Annotated in this window: 23 protein-coding genes and 3 tRNA genes; 10 read left to right on the top strand and 16 right to left on the bottom strand. The window is 48.8% G+C overall.

The features are described from left to right. Nucleotides 1-18 precede the first annotated feature (18 nt). Complete coding sequence (locus AC9UCN_RS00450; RefSeq protein ID WP_509522827.1) at nucleotides 19-1,308, top strand: adenylosuccinate synthase; 1,290 nt, start codon at nucleotides 19-21, stop codon at nucleotides 1,306-1,308. On the opposite strand, the gene AC9UCN_RS00445 is transcribed toward AC9UCN_RS00450, so the two are convergent. Continuing rightward, nucleotides 1,305-1,889 (bottom strand): hypothetical protein, encoded by a 585-nt coding sequence (locus AC9UCN_RS00445; protein WP_509522826.1) that lies wholly within the window; start codon nucleotides 1,887-1,889, stop codon nucleotides 1,305-1,307. The two genes, AC9UCN_RS00450 and AC9UCN_RS00445, sit on opposite strands and share 4 nt — an antisense overlap. 50 nt (nucleotides 1,890-1,939) lie before the next feature. On the opposite strand from AC9UCN_RS00445, the gene AC9UCN_RS00440 reads away from it, so the two are divergent. Beyond that, nucleotides 1,940-2,533, top strand: a complete 594-nt coding sequence (locus tag AC9UCN_RS00440; RefSeq protein ID WP_509522825.1) for a hypothetical protein — start codon at nucleotides 1,940-1,942, stop codon at nucleotides 2,531-2,533. Then, the gene (locus AC9UCN_RS00435; RefSeq protein WP_509522824.1) at nucleotides 2,523-2,894 is read left to right on the top strand and encodes a hypothetical protein; all 372 of its coding nucleotides are present in this window, start codon (nucleotides 2,523-2,525) and stop codon (nucleotides 2,892-2,894) included. Before AC9UCN_RS00440 ends, AC9UCN_RS00435 begins: the two co-directional genes overlap by 11 nt. On the opposite strand, the gene purL is transcribed toward AC9UCN_RS00435, so the two are convergent. Genes purL through purD form a run of 5 tightly spaced genes read right to left on the bottom strand, consistent with a single transcriptional unit; the run spans nucleotide 2,891 to nucleotide 8,259 of the window. Next, entirely contained in the window at nucleotides 2,891-5,173 is a 2,283-nt protein-coding gene (gene purL / locus AC9UCN_RS00430) for a phosphoribosylformylglycinamidine synthase subunit PurL (protein WP_509522823.1), read from the bottom strand. The two genes, AC9UCN_RS00435 and purL, sit on opposite strands and share 4 nt — an antisense overlap. Then, nucleotides 5,170-5,865: a phosphoribosylformylglycinamidine synthase subunit PurQ gene (gene purQ / locus AC9UCN_RS00425; RefSeq protein ID WP_509522822.1), complete on the bottom strand. Its 696-nt coding sequence runs from the start codon at nucleotides 5,863-5,865 to the stop codon at nucleotides 5,170-5,172. Before purQ ends, purL begins: the two co-directional genes overlap by 4 nt. 3 nt (nucleotides 5,866-5,868) lie before the next feature. Next, entirely contained in the window at nucleotides 5,869-6,120 is a 252-nt protein-coding gene (gene purS / locus AC9UCN_RS00420; protein WP_509522821.1) for a phosphoribosylformylglycinamidine synthase subunit PurS, read from the bottom strand. Between the two features lie 47 nt (nucleotides 6,121-6,167). Continuing rightward, on the bottom strand, nucleotides 6,168-7,043 hold the full coding sequence (locus AC9UCN_RS00415; RefSeq protein WP_509523634.1) for a phosphoribosylaminoimidazolesuccinocarboxamide synthase: 876 nt from the start codon (nucleotides 7,041-7,043) through the stop codon (nucleotides 6,168-6,170). After that, a complete protein-coding gene (purD, locus tag AC9UCN_RS00410) occupies nucleotides 7,036-8,259 on the bottom strand; it encodes a phosphoribosylamine--glycine ligase (RefSeq protein ID WP_509522820.1) in 1,224 nt (407 codons plus the stop codon). Before purD ends, AC9UCN_RS00415 begins: the two co-directional genes overlap by 8 nt. A gap of 58 nt (nucleotides 8,260-8,317) precedes the next feature. Between purD and AC9UCN_RS00405 the strand changes: the two genes are divergently transcribed. The 4 genes from AC9UCN_RS00405 to purM are packed head-to-tail and all read left to right on the top strand — an operon-like array spanning nucleotide 8,318 to nucleotide 11,529. Continuing rightward, a complete protein-coding gene (locus AC9UCN_RS00405) occupies nucleotides 8,318-8,677 on the top strand; it encodes a sterol carrier family protein (RefSeq protein WP_509522819.1) in 360 nt (119 codons plus the stop codon). Further along, nucleotides 8,674-8,934 carry a hypothetical protein gene (locus tag AC9UCN_RS00400; RefSeq protein WP_509522818.1) on the top strand — a complete coding sequence of 87 codons (261 nt, stop codon included), beginning with the start codon at nucleotides 8,674-8,676 and terminating at the stop codon, nucleotides 8,932-8,934. The genes AC9UCN_RS00405 and AC9UCN_RS00400 overlap by 4 nt, the downstream gene beginning before the upstream one ends. Continuing rightward, a complete protein-coding gene (purF, locus tag AC9UCN_RS00395; RefSeq protein WP_509522817.1) occupies nucleotides 8,931-10,442 on the top strand; it encodes an amidophosphoribosyltransferase in 1,512 nt (503 codons plus the stop codon). Before AC9UCN_RS00400 ends, purF begins: the two co-directional genes overlap by 4 nt. After that, complete coding sequence (gene purM / locus AC9UCN_RS00390) at nucleotides 10,435-11,529, top strand: phosphoribosylformylglycinamidine cyclo-ligase (protein WP_509522816.1); 1,095 nt, start codon at nucleotides 10,435-10,437, stop codon at nucleotides 11,527-11,529. Before purF ends, purM begins: the two co-directional genes overlap by 8 nt. A 3-nt stretch (nucleotides 11,530-11,532) precedes the next feature. Here the strand turns inward: purM and AC9UCN_RS00385 are convergent, their stop codons facing one another. The 9 genes from AC9UCN_RS00385 to AC9UCN_RS00345 form a co-directional block, all read right to left on the bottom strand. Then, a complete protein-coding gene (locus AC9UCN_RS00385; RefSeq protein ID WP_509522815.1) occupies nucleotides 11,533-12,564 on the bottom strand; it encodes an ABC transporter ATP-binding protein in 1,032 nt (343 codons plus the stop codon). Continuing rightward, nucleotides 12,561-14,045 carry an ABC transporter permease gene (locus AC9UCN_RS00380; RefSeq protein ID WP_509522814.1) on the bottom strand — a complete coding sequence of 495 codons (1,485 nt, stop codon included), beginning with the start codon at nucleotides 14,043-14,045 and terminating at the stop codon, nucleotides 12,561-12,563. The genes AC9UCN_RS00385 and AC9UCN_RS00380 overlap by 4 nt, the downstream gene beginning before the upstream one ends. A gap of 56 nt (nucleotides 14,046-14,101) precedes the next feature. Then, a complete protein-coding gene (locus AC9UCN_RS00375; RefSeq protein WP_509522813.1) occupies nucleotides 14,102-15,106 on the bottom strand; it encodes an iron ABC transporter substrate-binding protein in 1,005 nt (334 codons plus the stop codon). Nucleotides 15,107-15,191: 85 nt separating this feature from the next. Further along, nucleotides 15,192-15,389 (bottom strand): DUF3073 domain-containing protein, encoded by a 198-nt coding sequence (locus AC9UCN_RS00370; RefSeq protein WP_509522812.1) that lies wholly within the window; start codon nucleotides 15,387-15,389, stop codon nucleotides 15,192-15,194. 93 nt (nucleotides 15,390-15,482) lie between these two features. After that, on the bottom strand, nucleotides 15,483-15,818 hold the full coding sequence (locus tag AC9UCN_RS00365; RefSeq protein ID WP_509522811.1) for a fluoride efflux transporter FluC: 336 nt from the start codon (nucleotides 15,816-15,818) through the stop codon (nucleotides 15,483-15,485). Further along, on the bottom strand, nucleotides 15,815-16,198 hold the full coding sequence (locus AC9UCN_RS00360; protein WP_509523633.1) for a FluC/FEX family fluoride channel: 384 nt from the start codon (nucleotides 16,196-16,198) through the stop codon (nucleotides 15,815-15,817). Before AC9UCN_RS00360 ends, AC9UCN_RS00365 begins: the two co-directional genes overlap by 4 nt. A gap of 27 nt (nucleotides 16,199-16,225) precedes the next feature. Next, nucleotides 16,226-16,301, bottom strand: a tRNA-Phe gene (locus tag AC9UCN_RS00355). 58 nt (nucleotides 16,302-16,359) lie between these two features. Continuing rightward, nucleotides 16,360-16,433: transfer RNA gene (locus AC9UCN_RS00350), tRNA-Asp, on the bottom strand. Between the two features lie 24 nt (nucleotides 16,434-16,457). Continuing rightward, nucleotides 16,458-16,530 (bottom strand) — tRNA-Glu (locus AC9UCN_RS00345). Nucleotides 16,531-16,680: 150 nt separating this feature from the next. On the opposite strand from AC9UCN_RS00345, the gene AC9UCN_RS00340 reads away from it, so the two are divergent. Continuing rightward, nucleotides 16,681-17,895, top strand: a complete 1,215-nt coding sequence (locus AC9UCN_RS00340) for a C40 family peptidase (protein WP_509522810.1) — start codon at nucleotides 16,681-16,683, stop codon at nucleotides 17,893-17,895. Nucleotides 17,896-17,900: 5 nt separating this feature from the next. On the opposite strand, the gene ppa is transcribed toward AC9UCN_RS00340, so the two are convergent. Further along, a complete protein-coding gene (gene ppa, locus AC9UCN_RS00335; RefSeq protein WP_509522809.1) occupies nucleotides 17,901-18,377 on the bottom strand; it encodes an inorganic diphosphatase in 477 nt (158 codons plus the stop codon). A gap of 53 nt (nucleotides 18,378-18,430) precedes the next feature. On the opposite strand from ppa, the gene tilS reads away from it, so the two are divergent. Then, on the top strand, nucleotides 18,431-19,423 hold the full coding sequence (tilS, locus tag AC9UCN_RS00330) for a tRNA lysidine(34) synthetase TilS (protein WP_509522808.1): 993 nt from the start codon (nucleotides 18,431-18,433) through the stop codon (nucleotides 19,421-19,423). Next, nucleotides 19,424-19,975 (top strand): hypoxanthine phosphoribosyltransferase, encoded by a 552-nt coding sequence (hpt, locus tag AC9UCN_RS00325; RefSeq protein WP_509522807.1) that lies wholly within the window; start codon nucleotides 19,424-19,426, stop codon nucleotides 19,973-19,975. The last annotated feature ends 3 nt before the right edge of the window (nucleotides 19,976-19,978 follow it).

The raw sequence follows: 19,978 nt of genomic DNA, 5'->3' as shown, positions 1-19,978 counted from the left end.
AGCTGGTAGGATTTTCTGGTGTCCGCAATAGTTCTAGTTGGCGCCCAATGGGGCGACGAAGGCAAGGGCAAAGCCACAGACTTACTCGGAGATCGAGTCGACTACGTAGTTAGATACCAAGGCGGAAACAACGCCGGACACACAGTCGTTATCGGGGACAAGAAGTTCGCTTTGCACCTACTGCCTAGCGGCATTCTCACACCCGGAGTAATTCCAGTAATTGGTAACGGTGTCGTAATTGACCTTGGCGTTCTCATCAAAGAACTAGATGGCCTAATTGAAAAAGGCGTGGATGTTTCCAAGCTAAAGATTTCTGCCAACGCACATATCATTACTCCTTACCACGTAACAATTGATAAAGTCTCGGAGCGCTTTTTAGGAAAGCGCGCTATTGGAACAACCGGCCGCGGCATCGGACCAACCTACGGTGACAAGGTAGGACGCCTGGGAATTAGAGTTCAAGACCTTTTCGACGAGAGCATTCTCCGCCAGAAGGTTGAAGCAGCCTTAGCGCAGAAGAACCAGTTGCTTTCCAAGGTTTATAACCGCGCGGGTATCAAGGCCGAAGAGATTGTTCGCGAACTACTTAGCTACACCGAGCGTCTTGCGCCAATGGTTTCAGATACCGCACTGGAACTTCACCTAGCTCTAGAAGCTGGCAAGACCGTGTTGCTTGAAGGTGGCCAGGGAACACTGCTGGATGTTGATCACGGTACTTACCCGTTCGTAACCTCCAGCTCGCCTATTGCGGGTGGAGCAACTATTGGTTCTGGAATTGGCCCAACCAAGATCAGCTCAGTGATTGGAATTCTCAAGGCCTACACAACCCGCGTAGGCTCAGGACCTTTCCCAACAGAATTGTTTGACCAGTGGGGCGAATTCTTGCGCGAGAAGGGTTTCGAGTTTGGAACCACAACCGGAAGAGAGCGTCGCTGCGGTTGGTTTGATGCACCGGTTGCAAAGTTTGCCACCAGAATCAATGGACTAACTGATATCTTCTTGACCAAGCTTGATGTCTTGACTGGTATCAAAGAGATTCCAGTTTGTGTCGCTTACGAAGTAGACGGCGTTAGAACCGAAGAGATTCCAGTGTCCCAGTCTGATTTCCACCACGCTAAGCCAATTTACGAGAATTACCCGGGTTGGGATGAAGACATCACAGGAGCTAAGACCTTTGAAGATCTTCCAAAGAATGCACAAGACTACGTTCTAGCGCTAGAGAAACTTTCCGGAACCAGAATCTCTGCGATTGGTGTTGGTCCTGATCGTAACGCGACAATTGTTCGCCACGATTTACTTCGCGCTTAAGGTTTGAAAACAAGCGGGTAAACCGCATCTAACCAAATACTGTTTTGTCCATCGGCTGCCGAAAAGTAAATTGCTGCGTCGGCTTTCGCGTAGCCACCGTTTTGAAGTAAGAACTTGTAAACAACCTCTGATTTATCTTCTGGAACGTATCCAAGCTTTAGCCCTGAGACAAATACCGCCACCGCTGTTTTACTGCTTCTGTTTCCGGGATCAACAATCAAAGTGGCAACATCATCCCAATCTCTGCCGTCAATCAGGCCAACGTTTTTCTGCAAAGCAGAATAGTTTGGCGCGTAAAACGTTTCCCCAACCACTTCAAAGCTGAAACTTTCGTCCCCAAGCAGTTCCCGAGCTGAGATTGCGGTCATTGAACGGTTTGCGTCCAGAATGTTTGGAAGCGGCTTATCGCCAACTACTTTTAGAGTGTCGGCTTCAAGAGCGGATTTTCTGGCTTTCGATAGGACTACTCCCAGAGCAATTAGTCCACCAAAAACCAAAAGCAGCCAAGGAGCTGCTTGGAAGAACTGCGCGGCAAGGGCAAAGATTAAGACCCAGGCAATTATCCCAAAACATGTGCGCATGTTTTCCAATCTAGGCCACGGGTAGGACAATTTCTTGGTTAACTTGTTTTGTGACCAGTTCTGAGTACGCAACCGAACCCGGCGAAAACGATGAAGCCATCGATCGTTGGGGTTCAGCTACTTTAGGCCAAGACCCACTACTTGCTAGCTTCACGCTGGAGCCATATTCTGCAGTTCGACCACATGTTCCGTTCTATAGGTTTTTTCACTATCCCGACATTTTGGACTTTCGAGCAAACGGTTTCGAAGTTGATCACTTTGTGGAAATTTTCGACTCCCTCGACGAAGCAAGATACTCTCAAGCACTCCAAGTTCACAGGCTGCTTCGCCAACGTGGTGGAAATCTAATTTGGAATTCAAGACGAGCTAGGGAAATAGAGTTTTCTGTCAGAGCGTCTTTACATAGATTTGGTATTTCCGATGTTCCGAGTTTGCTGAGAAAAATGCTTGGTAGGGCATTTCCTGACGAGTCAATTAGTAGCCTTTCAGTAGACCTAATCAACGTCTACTTCTGGGCATGTCTTGCACTAGTTGCAAGAAGGTATTCCTGGAAAGAACCCGCACTTGAAAGATATGCCGACTACCTGGAACTGCCCTTGCTGATTTCAGGTCTACTGCCAGAGAAGGAACAAAATGCTGCTTAGAAACCTAGCCATTATTTCAGTCGGAACATTGCTACTTACAGGCTGCTCGAGTCTTAGCTTGCCCGATGAGGCGGATGCGCCAGCCTGTGAGGCGATGAGCGCAGTTCTATCTTCAAAACTTGAAACCTTACCCAGCGGTGGCTTTGATGCTGTTGCCCTATCGAATTCGATAACTAGCGATGTGCTCTCGGTGGCCCCAGAAGCGTTCAAAGCCAACATCCAAAGAGTTGCTGACGCTTTGGCTACTGATCCAATAAGCGCGACTGATGTGGCTGCAGCTGCATCCGAGATCGCAATTCGCTGTGCACTGGTGGGAGTGAATCTAGAGTTTCCGAACCCCCAGGAGTTTCTAGGCGGTTAGCCAAACAAGTCAGGCAGGGTGTTTACCCAAGGGGTACGTAGATCGTTGAGTTTCCAGGTAGCCAAATCTTGAATGGCAAGCTGGTCTGTGTCATCAGTCACTCCAATTCGAAGAACTGGAATTCCTCTAGCTTCGCAAAGACCGACAAACTTCACGTCATCTTCGCGACCCACGCTAACTAGAACTCTTCCAGTGGATTCAGAAAATAGCGCTGAGGTTCGATCAACACCATCGCGTTCACAAATCTCAGTTAGCCAAACCCTGGCTCCCATGTTGAATCGAAGAACTGATTCGGTCAGGGCTTGAGCTAAACCACCCTCTGATAAGTCCATAGCGGATGCAATCAGACCCTGAAGGCTGGCCCCATGCAACAATTCAGCAAGCTTCTTTTCGTAAGCCAAATCAACCTTTGGGGGACGACCACCAAGGTGAGAGTGAACTACATCTGCCCAAACGGAACCATCTAGTTCATCTCTAGTAACTCCAAGTAGATAAAGATTGTTGCCATCGTCTTGCCAACCAGATGGAACTCTTCTGGCAACATCATCGATAACGCCAAGCACCCCAACAACCGGTGTTGGGTAAATAGCAACATCACCGGTTTGGTTGTAGAAACTTACGTTTCCACCCGTTACCGGAATTCCAAGCTCTAGGCAGCCATCGGCCAAGCCTGTGGTTGCCTGCTTGAACTGCCACATCACGCCAGAATTTTCCGGTGAACCAAAGTTCAAACAGTTAGTAACTGCGATTGGAACCGCACCGCTGGTTGCAACATTTCGGTAAGCCTCAGCTAATGCGAGCTTGGCACCCTCGTATGGATCTAACTGGCAGTATCGACCATTGGCATCAGTGGAGATTGCAACGCCTAAGCCAGAAGTTTCTGAAACTCGAATCATTCCCGCACCATCCGGGTAAGCAAGAGCGGTGTTACCGCCAACATACCTGTCGTACTGGCCAGTAACCCAAGACTTGTCAGCCTGGTTGGGGCTAGAGACAATTTGAATGAACTGGCTCGCTAGATCAGAGGAGTTTCCGTTTACTCGAGCAAGTTTTCTTGAAGCACCCGTGTCTTCATTAAGCGGTTTCTGGAAATTTGGTTTTTTGACTGGTCTCTCATAGACCGGACCGTCGTGGGCAACGGTGCGAGGGGGCACGTTAACGATTTCTTCCTTACCCCAATTGATGTGTAGACGGTCCTTCTTGATCACCTTTCCAAGAACAGAAAACTCAACTTCGTGGCGATCAACAATTTTCTTGAAGCTCTTTAGGTGCTTTTTCGGAACGATTGCCATCATGCGCTCTTGAGACTCGCTCATCAAAATTTCTTCGGGGGTTAGTGACTCATCGCGCAGCAATACGTTCTTCAGCTGAACTTTCATTCCGCGGCCACCATTTGATGCCAGCTCACTTGTTGCGCAAGACAAACCAGCACCACCCAAGTCTTGAATGCCTGCAACCACACCTGCTGCAAATAGTTCAAGGCAGCACTCGATTAGTACCTTCTCAGCGAACGGATCGCCAACTTGAACTGCAGGCCTTCGGCTTGGACCAGTGGAGTCAAATGTTTCGCTCGCTAGAACTGAAACGCCACCGATGCCATCTGCGCCCGTTCTGGCTCCGAACAAAACAACCAAGTCTCCTGGGTTTTCAGCTTTGGCCAGTTTCAAATCTTCATGCTTCAAAGATCCGATGCTTAGGGCATTTACGAGCGGGTTACCTTGGTAAACCTTGTCAAAGACCGTTTCGCCACCGATGTTTGGTAACCCTAGGCAGTTTCCGTAAAAAGAAATTCCATCAACCACTCCGTGCACTACACGTGCCGTATCGGGGTTCTCTGGTGCACCAAAACGTAACTGGTCCATTACGGCTATTGGTCTTGCACCCATTGTCAAAATATCTCGAACAATTCCGCCAACACCGGTGGCAGCTCCTTGGAAAGGTTCTATGTAGCTTGGGTGATTGTGAGATTCAACCTTGAAAGTTACAGCGAGTCCCTCGCCGATGTCCACTACACCTGCGTTTTCACCCATTCCCACCAGAAGGTGCTTCTTCATTTCGGGAGTAACTTTTTCACCGAACTGACGAAGGTAAATCTTGGAGGATTTGTAGCTGCAGTGCTCACTCCACATAACCGAGTACATCGCTAGCTCAGCGCTGGTTGGGCGACGACCTATAATCTCACGAATGCTCTCGTACTCGTCTTTTTTTAGCCCCAGTTCCGACCAGGGCTGCTGCTTATCTGGATCGGCTTGTGCTTGTTTAGTGGTGTCGATAATCATGCGCTAACAACCGAATTCAAAACCGACTGGAAAATCTTCAGCCCATCGATGCCAGATCGCATGGCAACTGGCGAGTCTGGACCGAATCCAGGCTCAACCGCGTGCTCTGGGTGAGGCATTAAACCAACCACGTTGCCGCGCTCGTTTCTAAGACCCGCGATGTCATTCATTGAACCGTTTGGGTTGACGTCCAGATACCTAAAGGTAATTAGGCCTTCACCCTCGAGCATCTTTATGGTCTCTTTGGTTGCGATGTAACCACCCTCTCCGTTTTTAAGCGGGATGGTTATTTCATCACCCTTTTGAAAAGCGTTTGTCCAGGCACTGTCGACATTTTCCACCCGAAGCTTTTGATCTCTACAAACGAAGTGTTGTTTTTCGTTGCGAATTAATCCACCTGGCAACAGATGAGACTCGACCAAGATTTGGAAACCGTTACAGATTCCCAAGACAGGCAGACCCTGGTTGGCTTGTTTCATGATGGTTTGCATCACTGGTGCCTGAGCAGCAATAGCTCCGCAGCGAAGGTAGTCCCCGTAGCTAAAACCTCCAGGAAGAACGACAGCGTCTACTTTTTTTATTGATGAGTCTGCGTGCCATAAAGAAACTGGTTCACCGCCAGCGAGTCTGATTGCTCTTGCGGCGTCGCGGTCATCTAAAGATCCAGGGAAAGTGACGACGCCTATTTTCATTGCTTAGTCTTGCTCCACAGTCACCGAGACAACATCCTCGATAACTCCGTTAGTTAAGAAACTCTCTGCGATTTTCTGGGCCTCGGCTAATTGGGCAGCTGTTGGGTTTGATGAGTAATGCAATTCAATGCGCTTACCGATGCGAACTGCCTTGATTGCTTTGTGACCCGAACGCTCTAGGGCCTTGGCTACGGCCTTACCCTGTGGATCTAGTAGGTCTTGCTTTGGCATCACCTGAACGACAATTTTCGGCAACTAGTGGCCCCCTATGGTGGCTAAAACAATCTGGGAATAGCTTGAGTTTACTGGTTCGTATCCGTGAGCTTTTTACGCAACTCCGCATAGCGCGAACTTACTTTCTCAACTAGCTCTGGACTCAAAACAGTTGGCGGATTCGAGCCCTCGGGATCCCAAATCTTAAGCAGCCAGTTCCTAACAATCTGCTTGTCAAAGCTTTCGACAGTATTGCCTTGCTCATAGGCTTCTTTATCCCAATACCTACTGGAGTCAGGGGTTAGAACCTCATCGGCAAGGACGAGCTCTTGGCCATTTGGGTCTTTACCAAACTCGAACTTGGTATCTGCAAGGACTAAACCAGCCTGCAGCGCAATTGAGCTTGCTTGATTGAAAATATCAATTGAAGTAGACCGCAATTTCTGCGCAACATCTTCACCGACGAGTTCCACAACTCCTTGAAAGTCAATGTTTTGATCATGCTCGCCGAGCTCGGCTTTGAAAGCCGGAGTGAAGATTGGCTCTGGTAACTTATCGCCATCTTGGAGACCCGAAGGCAGCTTGATGCCGCAAATTTCTCCAGTCGCTAGATATTCTTTGTACCCAGAGCCAGCGATGTAACCGCGCACCACGCATTCCACCGGGTACATCTCAAGCTTCTTGGCTACCGTTGCCCGGCCCGCAACTTCAATTGGAGCAGCAACTGTTTCCACGCGATGATTTGGAACATCAAGCTTTTCAAACCAAAAGTTTGTAATGGCAGTTAGGTTCTCACCCTTGCCAGGAATAGCTGGGGACAGGATGTTATCAAAAGCACTAATACGATCGGATGCAACAATTAACACAAGATCTGATTGTGAAGAATCTTCTGACTCATAAAGATCTCTTATCTTGCCGCTATAAAAGTGTTTCCAACCAGAAAGTATCTCTGCCAAGTTACTCAGCTACCTTAGCTGCGATGTCAGTGCGGTAGTGAGAACCATCGAGCGTAATCTTAGATAGAGCTTTGTAGGCACGCTTTCGTGCTTTCTTGAAATTCTTTCCTGTTGCAACTACCGAAAGCACTCGTCCAACTTCTGATCCGAAGCAAATCTCAACACCTGGTACCCGCTGGGCTTTCTTGATGCCTTTTACCTCCCGAACCGGTGCCTGGTTTGCGGGGTAGCCTTCGCTAGCTAGCACGACAGTTACTGCAACATCTTGGGTGAACTGCGCATCCGAGGCATTTTCAAGATGCCCAGTTGCTGCTTTGTATAGCAAAGCCTCTAACGGGGTAATTAGTCTTTGCAACACAACTTGAGTTTCTGGATCACCGAATCTGGCGTTGAATTCGATGACCCTGATTCCTCGATCGGTAACGATCAATCCGCAATACAAAAGTCCAACAAATGGCGCACCTAACCTCGTTAGCTCGTTGATTGTTGGTAGCGCAACAGTGTCTTCAACTTCCTGGATGAAGGTTTCAGGTAGCCACGGCAGGGGACTGTATGCACCCATGCCACCGGTGTTTGGACCCTTGTCGTTATCGAAAGCTCGCTTGAAATCTTGGGCTGGTGTTAGCGGCATCACGGATTTTCCATCCGAAAGGAAGAACAAGCTCACTTCTTGGCCAGCAAGAAACTCTTCAACCAAAATTCCCATGTGCATATACTCGGCAGCGTGTTCTAGGGCAGCTTTTGAATCTTCGGTAACGATGACACCCTTACCGGCAGCCAAGCCATCGGCTTTGATCACATAGGGAGCACCAAAGTCCTCCATCGCGTGTTCTACTTCTTCAATTGTTTTGCACTGTCGTGCCATACCGGTTGGCACGCCGGCAGCAGACATGATTTGCTTAGCAAACGATTTGCTGCCCTCAAGCTGGGCAGCAACTTGGCTTGGACCAAATACAGCAACGCCTTGTGCTCGTAAAGAATCAGACACCCCTGCAACAAGGGGAGCTTCCGGACCGATGATGGCAAGTTCAATTCCTTGCTCAAGAGCTAGTTTGTCGACAGCAAGGCGGTCAGTGATATCAATGTTTGGTTCGCACTCAACTTCTTGGGCGATGCCTCTGTTACCAGGGGCGACCAAAATTTCTTTTGGGTCGGTTCCGGTTCTGATTAGGGCTTTCACAATCGCGTGCTCTCTAGCACCCTGACCCAAAATCAGTATCTTCATCTTCCTTAGTTTAGTTAGCTTGAACAAAGTCACTTTTGGGAGTTTGTAGGCTGTAGCTGTGCTTCGAAGAAAGATTTCCGCCTCGGATGGCCAAGCCGCTATCCAAAGCGTTCACGCAGGATCTGCCACAAGCCAAGAGCTAGCAACCGCGGTTAGGTTCTTACTCGAAGAGCTAGGAACCAGATACCCAGGCGCTGCAGTTGAGGTTCGGGTCCCACCCCTTGGCGCTGTGCAATGTGTGGCTGGTCCCAGTCATACTCGAGGCACCCCATCCAACGTTGTTGAGCTCGGCCCAGAGGCATGGCTTGCCCTTGCTCTTGGGGCCCAGAGCTTCGAGGAACTAATCGGGCAAGGAAAATTGACCGCCTCAGGCAATAGGTCAGACCTAACTGATTTGTTCCCTATATTTAAAGCGTGAGCCAAACCCCCATCGTTTCAAATGCAGAGGTAAACATACGGCGCGCTCCAAAATACTTACATTTTGCTTTGACTGGTTTTGTCCTCGGCATCTTCGTAGCTCTTGTCATGGGACTTAGCTCGCCAGCGATTGTTGGACTCCTTATTGTCTTTGGTGGCATTGCAGGTGGCGGAACTGGAATCATTCTCGCCCTAGTGTTTGATGCAATCTACCGATCTCGTGGCAAGAAACTTATGGCAACGAAAGTGAACGAGTGATTCGCGGCGACGGCAGACTAAATCACGATCTGCTTCCAGGAGAAAAAGGTCCACAGGATCAGTGTGGAGTTTTCGGAGTTTGGGCTCCAGGCGAAGAAGTTTCTAAGCTGACCTATTTTGGTCTCTATGCGTTGCAGCACCGCGGACAAGAGTCCGCGGGTATCGCAACTTCAAATGGCAAGAAACTTCTGGTTTACAAAGACATGGGACTTGTTTCGCAGGTTTTCTCTGAATCAGCACTTGAATCCCTGGTGGGTCACGTAGCAATCGGTCACACCAGATACTCAACAACTGGTTCTTCATCTTGGCGTAACGCGCAACCAACGCTTGGTAAAACCGCCTCTGGAACTGTTGCACTTGGACACAACGGAAACCTAACCAACACCTCCGAGTTGCTAGAAATTTTGCGAGCAAATTATCCAGAGCAATCCGATAATGAAATCACTGGCGGCAACACCACCGACACCGCTGTGTTGACAGCCTTGCTTGCAGGTAACCCCGACAACTCACTCGAGAACACTGCAATGGAATTACTACCCAAAGTAAAGGGTGCCTTTTCTTTGGTGTTCATGGATGAGCAGACACTTTATGCAGCTAGAGACCCACAGGGAGTCAGACCGCTAGTTCTTGGAAGATTGGAACGCGGTTGGGTTGTTGCTTCCGAAACTGCAGCGCTAGATATCGTTGGAGCTTCGTTTGTTCGCGAAGTTGAACCTGGTGAACTTATCGCAATTGACGAGAACGGTTTACGAGCAAAACAATTCGCCAAGCCAAAAAGAGCCGGTTGTGTTTTTGAGTATGTCTACCTCGCCAGACCAGACACTTCTATAAATGGCAGAAATGTTTATGACGCCAGAGTTGAGATGGGCCGAACTTTGGCCAGAGAATATCCAGTTGAAGCAGATCTAGTTATTCCAACTCCAGAATCTGGAACACCGGCTGCGATTGGCTTTAGTGAAGAATCTGGAATTCCATACGGTCACGGACTGGTAAAAAACGCATACGTTGGTCGAACCTTTATTGAGCCAAGCCAAACCATTAGACAACTTGGAATTCGTCTGAAGCTCAACCCACTTAGGGAAGTTATCAAAGGCAAAAGAATCATCGTTGTTGACGATTCCATTGTTAGAGGAAACACCCAGCGGGCACTGGTTCAAATGCTTCGTGAAGCCGGAGCCAAGGAGATTCACGTTCGCATTTCCTCACCGCCAATTACCTGGCCATGTTTTTACGGAGTAGATTTCGCTACTCGCGCAGAACTTATCGCCACCGGTCTTGCTCCAGACGAGGTTCGAATGTCTATCGGAGCTGACAGCCTTGGTTACCTGTCAAAAGAGGGAATGATCAATTCTTCGGAGCAAAAAGAAAGCGAACTTTGCACCGCTTGCTTTACAGGAACCTACCCAATCGAGCTTCCAACGGCAGATCGATTGGGAAAGAACCTTCTCGAAAAAGGTGTCGCAACGATTCACAAAGAGGGCTCTTTCAACAAGGTCTCTAATGACTAACCCTTACGCGGGTAGCGGGGTAGACACCGAAGCTGGCGACTTAGCAGTTTCACTTATGAAAAAAGCTGTTAGTGCAACACACAACAAGCATGTATTTGGATCCCTTGGCGGCTTCGCCGGGGCGATGGATGTTTCTTTTTTGAAAAACTTTCAACAGCCAATCCTTGCCACCTCAACTGATGGTGTTGGAACCAAGGTTGCCATCGCTCAGGCTATAGATAAGCACGACACCATTGGGCAAGACCTAGTTGGTATGGTCGTTGACGACATCGTTGTTATGGGAGCGAAATCCCTTTTCATGACTGACTACATTGCCTGCGGAAAGCTTGTTCCAACTCGAATTGCTGAAATCGTTACCGGAATTGCCAAAGCCTGCGGGGAAGTGGATGTTGCACTCCTTGGTGGAGAAACCGCTGAACACCCAGGTCTTCTTGGTGAAAACGAGTATGACGTTGCCGGTGCTGCCGTTGGAGCAGTTGAAGCATCCAAAGTTCTTGGCCCCGAAAAAGTCAAAGTCGGCGATGTTGTTCTAGGCCTAGCTTCTTCTGGATTGCACTCCAATGGTTACTCACTGGTTCGAAAGATTGTCGAAGACAGCAAATTGGATTACACCCAATCGGTTTCTGAGTTTGGATCCAGATCTCTTGGAGAGGTATTGCTTGAGCCAACAATGCTTTACACGGGAGTTTTGAACCAACTACTTGAGTCGGAGCTGGGTAATTCCGTTCACGCCCTAAGCCACATCACCGGTGGCGGAATCGCTGCAAATCTTTCGAGGGTGTTACCAGTTGGTGTCTCAGTTGAAATCTCCAGGGCAAGTTGGTCACCGCATGAAGTGTTTAGAGTGCTTGCTGAGTGGGGCGCGTACCAGCTTGAATCACTTGAAGGAACCTGGAATCTAGGTTTGGGCTTTGCAGCTGTCGTTGATTCAGCTGCAGCAAGTGCAATATCTACAAAGCTAAATGAATTGGGTATCAAGACTTGGCAATTGGGTGTTATAGAAAAAGCTGCGGACACTGCAGGCTTTGTTACTTCCGCCAAGGGAGTTGAGGGCGGAGCAGTTCGCTTAAGCGGAAGCTATGCATAAGAGTTAACCCTCTGGATAGAAGTTAACTGCTCCTCGAACCCAGACTGTCACTTTCATTCCAATTTCTGGAGCGAATGGCCCTGAAGACCTGGCACGGATAAGTTGCTTTGGCGTCTGAACATCAACAACTGCATCATGACCAAAAAACTGTCTTCCAACTACCGTTGAGTCACCGTTTAGATCTGGCTGCAAATAGAAGTTCTCCGGGCGAATGGCAACTTTTCCGCGACTGCCTTCGGCAGATGAATTAAGCGGAGTTAGCTTACCTAGAGAGGTAACTACCTTTCCAGATTCAATAACCCCTGCAACAATTACTGAATCCCCTAAGAATGTTGCGACCCCCAGGTCAACCGGTGAAGAATAAATCTCTCTCGGGTTACCAATTTGAGCGAAGTTTCCATCACGAAGTAATGCAACCCGATCTGCAATCGAGAGTGCTTCTTCTTGGTCGTGAGTTACCAAGATTGTTGTTGAACCTGTTTTATCAAGCACCTCACGAACATCATCGCGAATGCGACCTCGGAGTTCCGCATCCAATGCAGAGAAAGGCTCATCCAACAAGATAAGTTCTGGCTCTGGAGCAAGTGCGCGAGCGAGTGCAACGCGGTGCTTTTGACCACCTGATAGCGAGGAGCTATCTGAAGATTCAAAAGCACTCATTTGCACTAAATCAAGCAGAGATTTAACTCTTGAAACCTTTGCTTCTTTAGATAAGCCCTTGAGCCCGAATGCGATGTTTTCAAAAACGTTTAGGTGTGGGAAAAGTGCAGCGTCCTGGGGAACGTAACCGACCTTGCGAGCTTGGGCGGCAACAAAGATTCCTTCAGCGGCAACTTTGTTACCTGCAATTGAAATCTCACCGCTATCCGGTGTATCAAAGCCTGCGATCAATCGAAGCAGCGTGGTCTTTCCAGATCCAGAAGAGCCCAGAACAGAAACAAACTCTTTGGGAGCAATCTCAATTGAAAGATTGCGAAGAACAGGCTGTGGACCGAAAGCCTTAGTCAGGTTAGAAATCTTTAGAGTTGAGCTCACTGGTAACGCTCCATCTCCATAGGTTCTAGATCTTTTCTGATGGCTCTATTTAGAAGCCAAGCCGGAAAGCCAGCCAGCACTACCAAAAGTAATGCATAAGTTGCCGCAGCGGAAAAGGCAGCTACCGAAGTTTCTGTCCAGAGCCTGGTTGCTAGCGTTTCCATGCCTGTTGGACGAAGTAGCAAAGTGGCGGGAAGCTCTTTCAAGACCGTGAGAATCACAAGAGTGGTTGCCGCAAAAATACCAGGACCTGCAATAGGCAACACAACTTTACGCAGCGTTTGCATGGTGGAAAGCCCAAGCGATGAAGAAACCTCGTCCAGAGCCCTAGGTGATTGACGAATTGGTGTTGAAACCGTAGCTAGTGCATTTGGCAAGAACAAGGCTAAATAAGCAATGAGAACCAAGAAAGTAGTTTGGTAAACCCAAGGAACTACTTGGTTGGAGAAAAACACCAGCGCTAGCGCAACAACAATTCCAGGGGTAGCGTGCGTAAGCCAAACTGACCGTTCCAAAACAGTAGTCAACTTCTGGCGATGCCTGATCGTCAACACAGCAATTGCCAGTGCGGCGAAAGTAGTAAGCAAACCTCCAGAAACAGCCAAGCCCACCGAGTTTGCCAGGGCACCTAGAACCGCTGCCCAATCAACCGAACCAAAGCCTTCGATGCTCCAACTAAGCAAGCTGCCAAGAGGAACTAGCAAACTAACTGTCGCAAGTCCTAGCAAAACTAAAACCATCGGAGCTTTCCAAGCTCCAAGTTCAACTAGACCTAGCCTGCTGGCAATTTTTCCAGCGGCAAATTTTTGTCCTCTGGCTTTGGATTCAAAGTAAAGAACCAAGACTGTGACCAAAACTAAAACAAGCGCAAGCGCGGCAGCTTGGTTTCGATCAAAGCTAGCTCGGTAGGCGTTATAGATTGCCCTGGTAAAAGTGTCGTAACGCACGATGCTGACTGCACCAAAATCACTCAGTACATAGAGTGCGGAAAGTAGACCACCAGACACCGCAGCGGTTCTAATGTTTGGCCAAGTAACTTTTCTAAACACCTGTAGTTTTGTTGCGCCCAGCGATTGCGCAACCTCTTCGGTTCCAGCATCGAATCTAACCAAGGCAGCAGAAACTGAAAGATAAACCAGCGGGGCGGTTCCAACAGTTAGTAGTAACCAGGCAGCAAAGAATCCACTGAAGCCCGGGATAACTGCAATCCAGGCGTAGGCAGCAACATAAGAAGGTATAGCAAGAGGTAGCGCAGCTAATACCGAGAAGATCTTTCGACCAGGCAGGTTAGAGCGAACCGCAACCCAAGCCTGCATTGAGCCAAGCACCACCGCCGAAACCGAAACGGCAGCAGCTAGCGCTAGCGAATTGATTATGAGCTCAAGAGTCCTTGCTTGAAAAATCAATTCAGCAAGTTCACTGAATCCAATGCTTGCCACTCGAACCAGCAGGTAAATCAGGGGGATTAGGGAGATTAGCACGGCCGCTACCGCCACTAGCAAAATTGCTAGCGGTGGTCTTGACCTAGCTGTTGGAATCAGAGCAGTCCGGCCTTTCGAATTAGCTCGAGTGTTTCGGCAAGAGAGTCAAGATCGGATAAATCAATATCTGGAGCCTTTATCTCGCCGAAGGGTTTTAAACCAGCAACATCTGGAACTCCAGTTAGTGAGTACTCTCTGGTTCTTTCAACAAAGTAGTTCTGGGCAGTATCGCCAAGTAACCACTTCACAAAAACATTGGCGCTTGGATTATCAGATAGCACCGCAACACCGGCAACATTTATTAAGTTGCCTGCATCTTGATCCTCAAACCAAACTAGTTTGGATTTCATGTTGCCAACACCTTTTTCGTTCTCAAGTTCGAACCAGTAGTAGTGGTTTATTAAGCCAGCATCAACTACCCCGTCTTCAACTGCCTGCAAGATCAAACCATTTTTTTCAAATAAAACTGCATTTTCTTTCATGGCAATCAAAAACTCTTCCGCTGCCTGGTCACCTTCGGTAATCCGGATGGCGGTTATAAACGCTTGGAAAGATGCATTGGTCGGTGCAATTGCAATGCGTCCTTTCCAACTTGGTTCCATAAGGTCCTTATAAGAAGTTGGAATCTCAGTAACTTTTTCTGGATTAACAACCAAGACCCTGGCTCGACCTGATACTCCAACCCACTGCGAATCTTTCGATTTGTAAGATGCGTCAACTAGGTCGGTGATGTCTGACGGGAGAGACTTCGTTAGCCCTTGCTTGGCAAGAGCACCGAGTGCCCCAGCGTCTTGAGAGAAGAACACATCTGCTTGCACGTTGCTGCCTTCTTCGAGAATCTGGGCGGCTAACTCGGCGGAGTCTCCGTAGCGCACGTTTACCGCTATGCCGGTTTCTTGGGTGAAGGTATCAAGAAGATCGGTAATCAGCGTTTCGCTTCTACCGGAGTAAATAGTTATCGACTCAGCAGAGTCAGAAGTTGTTGGTGCGCAGCCGCTTAGGGCGATAATTGGGGCCAGCGCGAGCGCGGCTAGGAAGTAACTATTTTTCTTCTTATTCAATTGGTACTACTTTCAGTTTCGGATCGAATGTCATTTCGACCGTCTGGTTCGCCTAGTAGCTGTTGCAACCAGGACTTTAGAGGTCCTAAGAGTTTTTCGCTGACTCTTCTTCGCCCTCTTCATCGTCGTAGAGGTCCGCCCACTTGTCTTCGTAATCAGGCTCAGCTGAGCTTGATGGTGCTGTGAGTTCTTTTTCTAGCGCACTGTAATCAGTAGAAGGGCTGAAGTACTTCAGCTCGCGAGCTACTTTGGTGTGTTTTGCTTTTTGACGGCCACGCCCCATGGCGAGACCCCCTTTTTTGTCTTGGCCACGCCGATTAAGGCGCAGAATCGATGAAATCTGCTACAAGTTTAGCATCCAGGCACCCTGTTTGGTCTAGAGCAATATTGACGCTGTGAGGAAGCTCACAGCTGGAATCAACAGATTCAAAACAATATTCAGTGAAGCTAAAGCCAATTGCTTCTTGGCAACCAGGTTGTGGGTTTGAGCTGCAAAAGTCGAAAAGGTTGAAAGCCCTCCTGCTAAACCAACAACTAACCAGGAAGTTTCTATTGATCCGCCAATTGCCAACCCAGCGATAAATGACCCAATTGAGTTGGCAAGCAAGGTTCCCCAAGGTAACTTCCCGGCCCAAGTGCTGAGCCCATTTCTAGCTAGTGCCCCAAAGCCTCCGGCTATGGCCACCAAAACAAAACTCGTTGCAAGCGTCATTTAGTTGCCCCACCTGCCATGATCAAACCCAAACGGTAAGCGGCAACACCTATTACTAGTTGCAAAAAGACAAGTAGCCAATAAATTGGCCCAGCAGCGGATAACCCAAGATCAGCATCTGCGGTAATTACTGCCAGGCCGCTCATTGTTGTGAAGCCGCCTAAGAAGCCAACCCCCCAAAAGGACTGTTTGGCTGGCCCGGAAAAGAATTTATTTACGCTGACAAAACCCAATAGGACAGCGCCGAAAAGATTGACGATGCTGGTGAGGATTATTTGCCCTTGGGGCAAATTTCCAAGCAGGATTTCGATTGTGTAGCGAAGTAAAGTACCCAATGCCCCGCCAGCAAAAACTAGCGGGAGCAATTGTTTCGAAACCATGGGCATGGGGTAGATGCTACCCGCACATGGTGGCTCCGACCGGCGTCGATCCGGTGACCTAACGATTTTCAGTCGTTCGCTCTACCAACTGAGCTACAGAGCCTTGGGTGGTCAAGCCACCCCATTCAATAAAAGCCCTCAAAAGAGGGCTTCTAAAGAAGCGACCCTGACCGGACTTGAACCGGCGACCTTCGCCGTGACAGGGCGACGCGCTAACCAACTGCGCTACAGGGCCTCGTTGCTACGAGCCACACATTTGTGACCCCAACGGGATTCGAACCCGTGCTACTGCCGTGAAAGGGCAGCGTCCTAGGCCACTAAACGATGGGGCCTACAAAGCTTGGAACTTCATAGCACCAACACCAAACCTAGTCCCCAGATCCCTTGTTTAGCAAGCCCGATGGGCCTAGAACCCGCTAAAAATCGACACCCACAGCAATCCTTCAGGTAATACCTCAAGGTTTCGTGTTAGCTTGAAAAATATGTCTACGAGACGCAAATCTTTTATTGCCGTAATCGCGAGCCTAGGTCTAGTTCTTGGAGCTGCACTGAGCGGTCCTGCTTTCGCAAACCCAAATTACCCTTCGGCCGCTGAGGTTGCCGCAGCCAAGGCTAACGTCACTGCCAAGCAAAACATGATTGTCCGCATTGAGAACCTAATTGCGGATTTGGAAGATGAGCTAGAGCCCCTCAACCGCGAAGCCAGCATTAAATCTGAAATCTACAATGTCGCTAAAGAAGAAGTAGCGGTAGTTACTAGGAAAGTAGAAGTGCTGCGGCTACAGGCCGAAGACGCGCTCGCCGAAGCTGAACAAGCCACCGAACAGCTTGGCCAAATCGCCTCGCAGATGTTCCGCGGTGGGGCGGGAGGAACATCTCTAAATCTGTTCTTGAATTCTGACGTTGCAGATGACCTTTTATATCAACTTGGCGCCCAGGAAAAACTAGCCCAGCAGACTGAAGTGATTTATCAAAAGTCTCTTGAAAGACAACGTTTGGCAAAATCCATCACAGATGAACTTGCCGCAGCAGAAGCCGAGCTTGCAGCAATTGCCGCAATTGCGGAAGCGGCATTTGCCGAGGCTCAAGCAGCTGCCGATGCGGTCACTGCAAAACTTGAAGAGAACCAGCGTCAGAATGCCATCTTCTATTCACAGCTAGCGAGCCTTCGTAACACTGCCTCCGATCTAGAAAGACAACGAGCTGAAGGTTTAGCTTGGGAGCGCAGACAAGCACAAGGTGGTGGATTGCCGCCTGCTCCGGAACTTTATTCTGTTGGAGCACCTAATCCAGAAAAGGTTGCTCAGGCAATTTCTTTCGCTAAAGCTCAACTGGGTAAGCCATATCGTCTTGGCGCTACCGGACCAAACTCTTGGGACTGTTCCAGCTTGACCTTGAAATCTTACGCAGCAGCGGGAATTAACATTGGCTGGCACTCGGCTTCGCGCCAATTCATGACAGCTGCAGACCGACGTCAATTGGTTCCACTAAGTCAACTTCAGGCTGGCGATTTAATTTTCTGGTCAACAAGTCGCGACTACTGGAACAGAACGGTTTTGAATAAGTACCACATCGGAATGTATTTAGGTAATGACCTGTTCATTGAAGCCCCGAACCCGTCGGCACCAGTAAGAATTAGAAACTTGAGTGGTCGAACTGGAGAACTAGTTCCCTATGCAGCAAGGCCATCAGCCTAAAGTTTTTAGTGCTTGTAGTTGGCCTGTGCTTCAGCGATGATTCTTTCCGCTTCAGCTTTGCCAGCCCACTTACCTAACTTGACCCACTTGCCTGGCTCTAGATCTTTGTAGTGAGCAAAAAAGTGTTCGATCTCATTCTTGGTTTGCTCAGGAACGTCTTTGATGTCTTGAATGTGATCCCAGCGCTTGTCGCCAGCAGGAACACATAAGACCTTCTCATCGATTCCGCCATCGTCTTCCATTGGCAAAACGCCAACTGGACGCGCCTTGATAACTACTCCCGGGTAAACCGGAAACTCAAGCAGCACTAGAACATCTAGCGGGTCGCCATCGCCACCCAAGGTCTTTTCGAAGTATCCGTAATCTGCTGGGTAAACAAAAGGGGTGTAGAGCACGCGGTCTAAGTGCACGCGACCAGTTTCATGGTCTACCTCGTACTTGTTCCTAGAACCCCGAGGGATCTCGATTACGACTTCAAACATTGCTCTCCTCAATAGGCTTACCTAATAAAGATTATCTAATCAAAGGATTTATTGTGTCTCAACGCAAGCGGCTTAGCCCCTCTCAGGGAGCAATCCGCCACGCAGTTCGCGAGGTCCTAGCCGCAAACACCAAACCCGGGCAAAAACTGCTTATTGCCGTCTCGGGAGGCGCGGACTCTTTGGCCCTCGCCTCAGCAACGCTATTTGAATCAAAAAAACTGCAACTGCAAGTTGCGACCGTGACTATTGACCATGGCCTTCAAAAAGTATCCGCAAAAGTTACCGAGCAAACATTAAAAAAGCTTCACCAAATTGGCATCACTGAAGCTTGGAGTAAAAAGGTAAAAGTTGGAACCAAGGGTGGACCAGAAGCTGCCGCTAGAGACGCAAGATATGAAGCACTCGAAAGCATTCGCATCGAAAGCAAGTCAGATTTCATCGTTCTGGGCCACACCGCTAACGATCAAGCAGAAACAGTTTTGCTTGGACTAACCAGGGGTTCTGGCTCTAGATCACTTTCTGGAATGAGCGCTAGAAGTGGGAAACTGCTTCGGCCACTACTCGCTATTGAGAGACAAACTACTGAGCAGTTTTGCAAAGATGAAAAGATTTCACCTTGGCAAGATCCACAAAACAAGGACCCCAAGTTTCTTAGAGTTCGAATTAGAAAAGTCGTCCTTCCATTTCTCGAGAAACAACTCGGCAACGGTATTTTCAGCAACTTGATTCGAACCAGCAGCCAGCTGCAAGAAGACGATCAATACCTAAGTCAGGTAGCAGCAAAAGCTTTCAAGAAAATTGCCAATACTGGTTCGCGCTCGGTGAGCCTGTCTCAACCTGAGCTACTGAAATTGCCGGAGGCAATTCGCAACCGTGTGATTAAATCATCTATTGATTATTTCGGGGTCGATTCATCTAGGGTGCATGTTTTGGCTGTTGCAGATTTGGTTTTGAACTGGCATGGTCAAAAGCCCCTAGCGCTTCCAGGCGTTAGAGTAGAGCGCAAAGGTAAAACCATCACACTAAAAGCCACCCAGGAGAAGTAATTGGATCTCGAAGCAGTATCTTCGGAAATTACAAAAGTTCTTGTTACAGAAGAGCAAATAAAAACACGCGTCGCGGAACTGGCAAAAGAAATTGATAGCCACTACGCCGGTAAAGATCTTTTGCTGGTCGGTGTTCTAAAGGGCGCGGTGATGTTCATGGCTGATATGTCCAGAGCGCTGCAGACTCGGGTGCAGATGGATTGGATGGCGGTTTCTTCGTACGGATCAGGAACCACTTCTTCTGGTGTAGTTCGAATTCTGAAAGATTTGGACACCGACGTATTGGGCAAGAACGTTCTAATTGTTGAAGACATTGTTGATTCAGGCCTGACTCTGTCCTGGTTGGTCTCCAACTTGGAAGCGCGCGGTGCAGCTTCTGTGCAGGTAGTAACCCTGCTTAGAAAACCAGATGCAGCCAAGGTAGAAGTAGATGTGCGCTGGGTTGGCTTTGAGATCCCTAACGAATTCGTGGTTGGTTACGGACTGGACTGGAACGAGCGGTACCGCACCCTGCCTGGGGTAGCGGTTCTCTCGCCAGCTGTCTATTCCTAGGAA

The organism is Rhodoluna sp. (genome assembly GCF_036721215.1).
GTDB lineage: Bacteria > Actinomycetota > Actinomycetes > Actinomycetales > Microbacteriaceae > Rhodoluna.
This window is presented reverse-complemented; position numbering and strand designations above follow the sequence as displayed.

What these genes read in the sequence shown, in the direction of transcription:
- AC9UCN_RS00445 (WP_509522826.1), bottom strand. Translation starts at nt 1,889, where the DNA reads ATGCGCACATGTTTTGGGATAATTGCCTGGGTCTTAATCTTTGCCCTT.
- AC9UCN_RS00435 (WP_509522824.1), top strand. Translation starts at nt 2,523, where the DNA reads ATGCTGCTTAGAAACCTAGCCATTATTTCAGTCGGAACATTGCTACTT.
- purL (WP_509522823.1), bottom strand. Translation starts at nt 5,173, where the DNA reads ATGATTATCGACACCACTAAACAAGCACAAGCCGATCCAGATAAGCAG.
- purQ (WP_509522822.1), bottom strand. Translation starts at nt 5,865, where the DNA reads ATGAAAATAGGCGTCGTCACTTTCCCTGGATCTTTAGATGACCGCGAC.
- purD (WP_509522820.1), bottom strand. Translation starts at nt 8,259, where the DNA reads ATGAAGATACTGATTTTGGGTCAGGGTGCTAGAGAGCACGCGATTGTG.
- purM (WP_509522816.1), top strand. Translation starts at nt 10,435, where the DNA reads ATGACTAACCCTTACGCGGGTAGCGGGGTAGACACCGAAGCTGGCGAC.
- AC9UCN_RS00370 (WP_509522812.1), bottom strand. Translation starts at nt 15,389, where the DNA reads ATGGGGCGTGGCCGTCAAAAAGCAAAACACACCAAAGTAGCTCGCGAG.
- AC9UCN_RS00365 (WP_509522811.1), bottom strand. Translation starts at nt 15,818, where the DNA reads ATGACGCTTGCAACGAGTTTTGTTTTGGTGGCCATAGCCGGAGGCTTT.
- AC9UCN_RS00360 (WP_509523633.1), bottom strand. Translation starts at nt 16,198, where the DNA reads ATGGTTTCGAAACAATTGCTCCCGCTAGTTTTTGCTGGCGGGGCATTG.
- AC9UCN_RS00340 (WP_509522810.1), top strand. Translation starts at nt 16,681, where the DNA reads ATGTCTACGAGACGCAAATCTTTTATTGCCGTAATCGCGAGCCTAGGT.
- ppa (WP_509522809.1), bottom strand. Translation starts at nt 18,377, where the DNA reads ATGTTTGAAGTCGTAATCGAGATCCCTCGGGGTTCTAGGAACAAGTAC.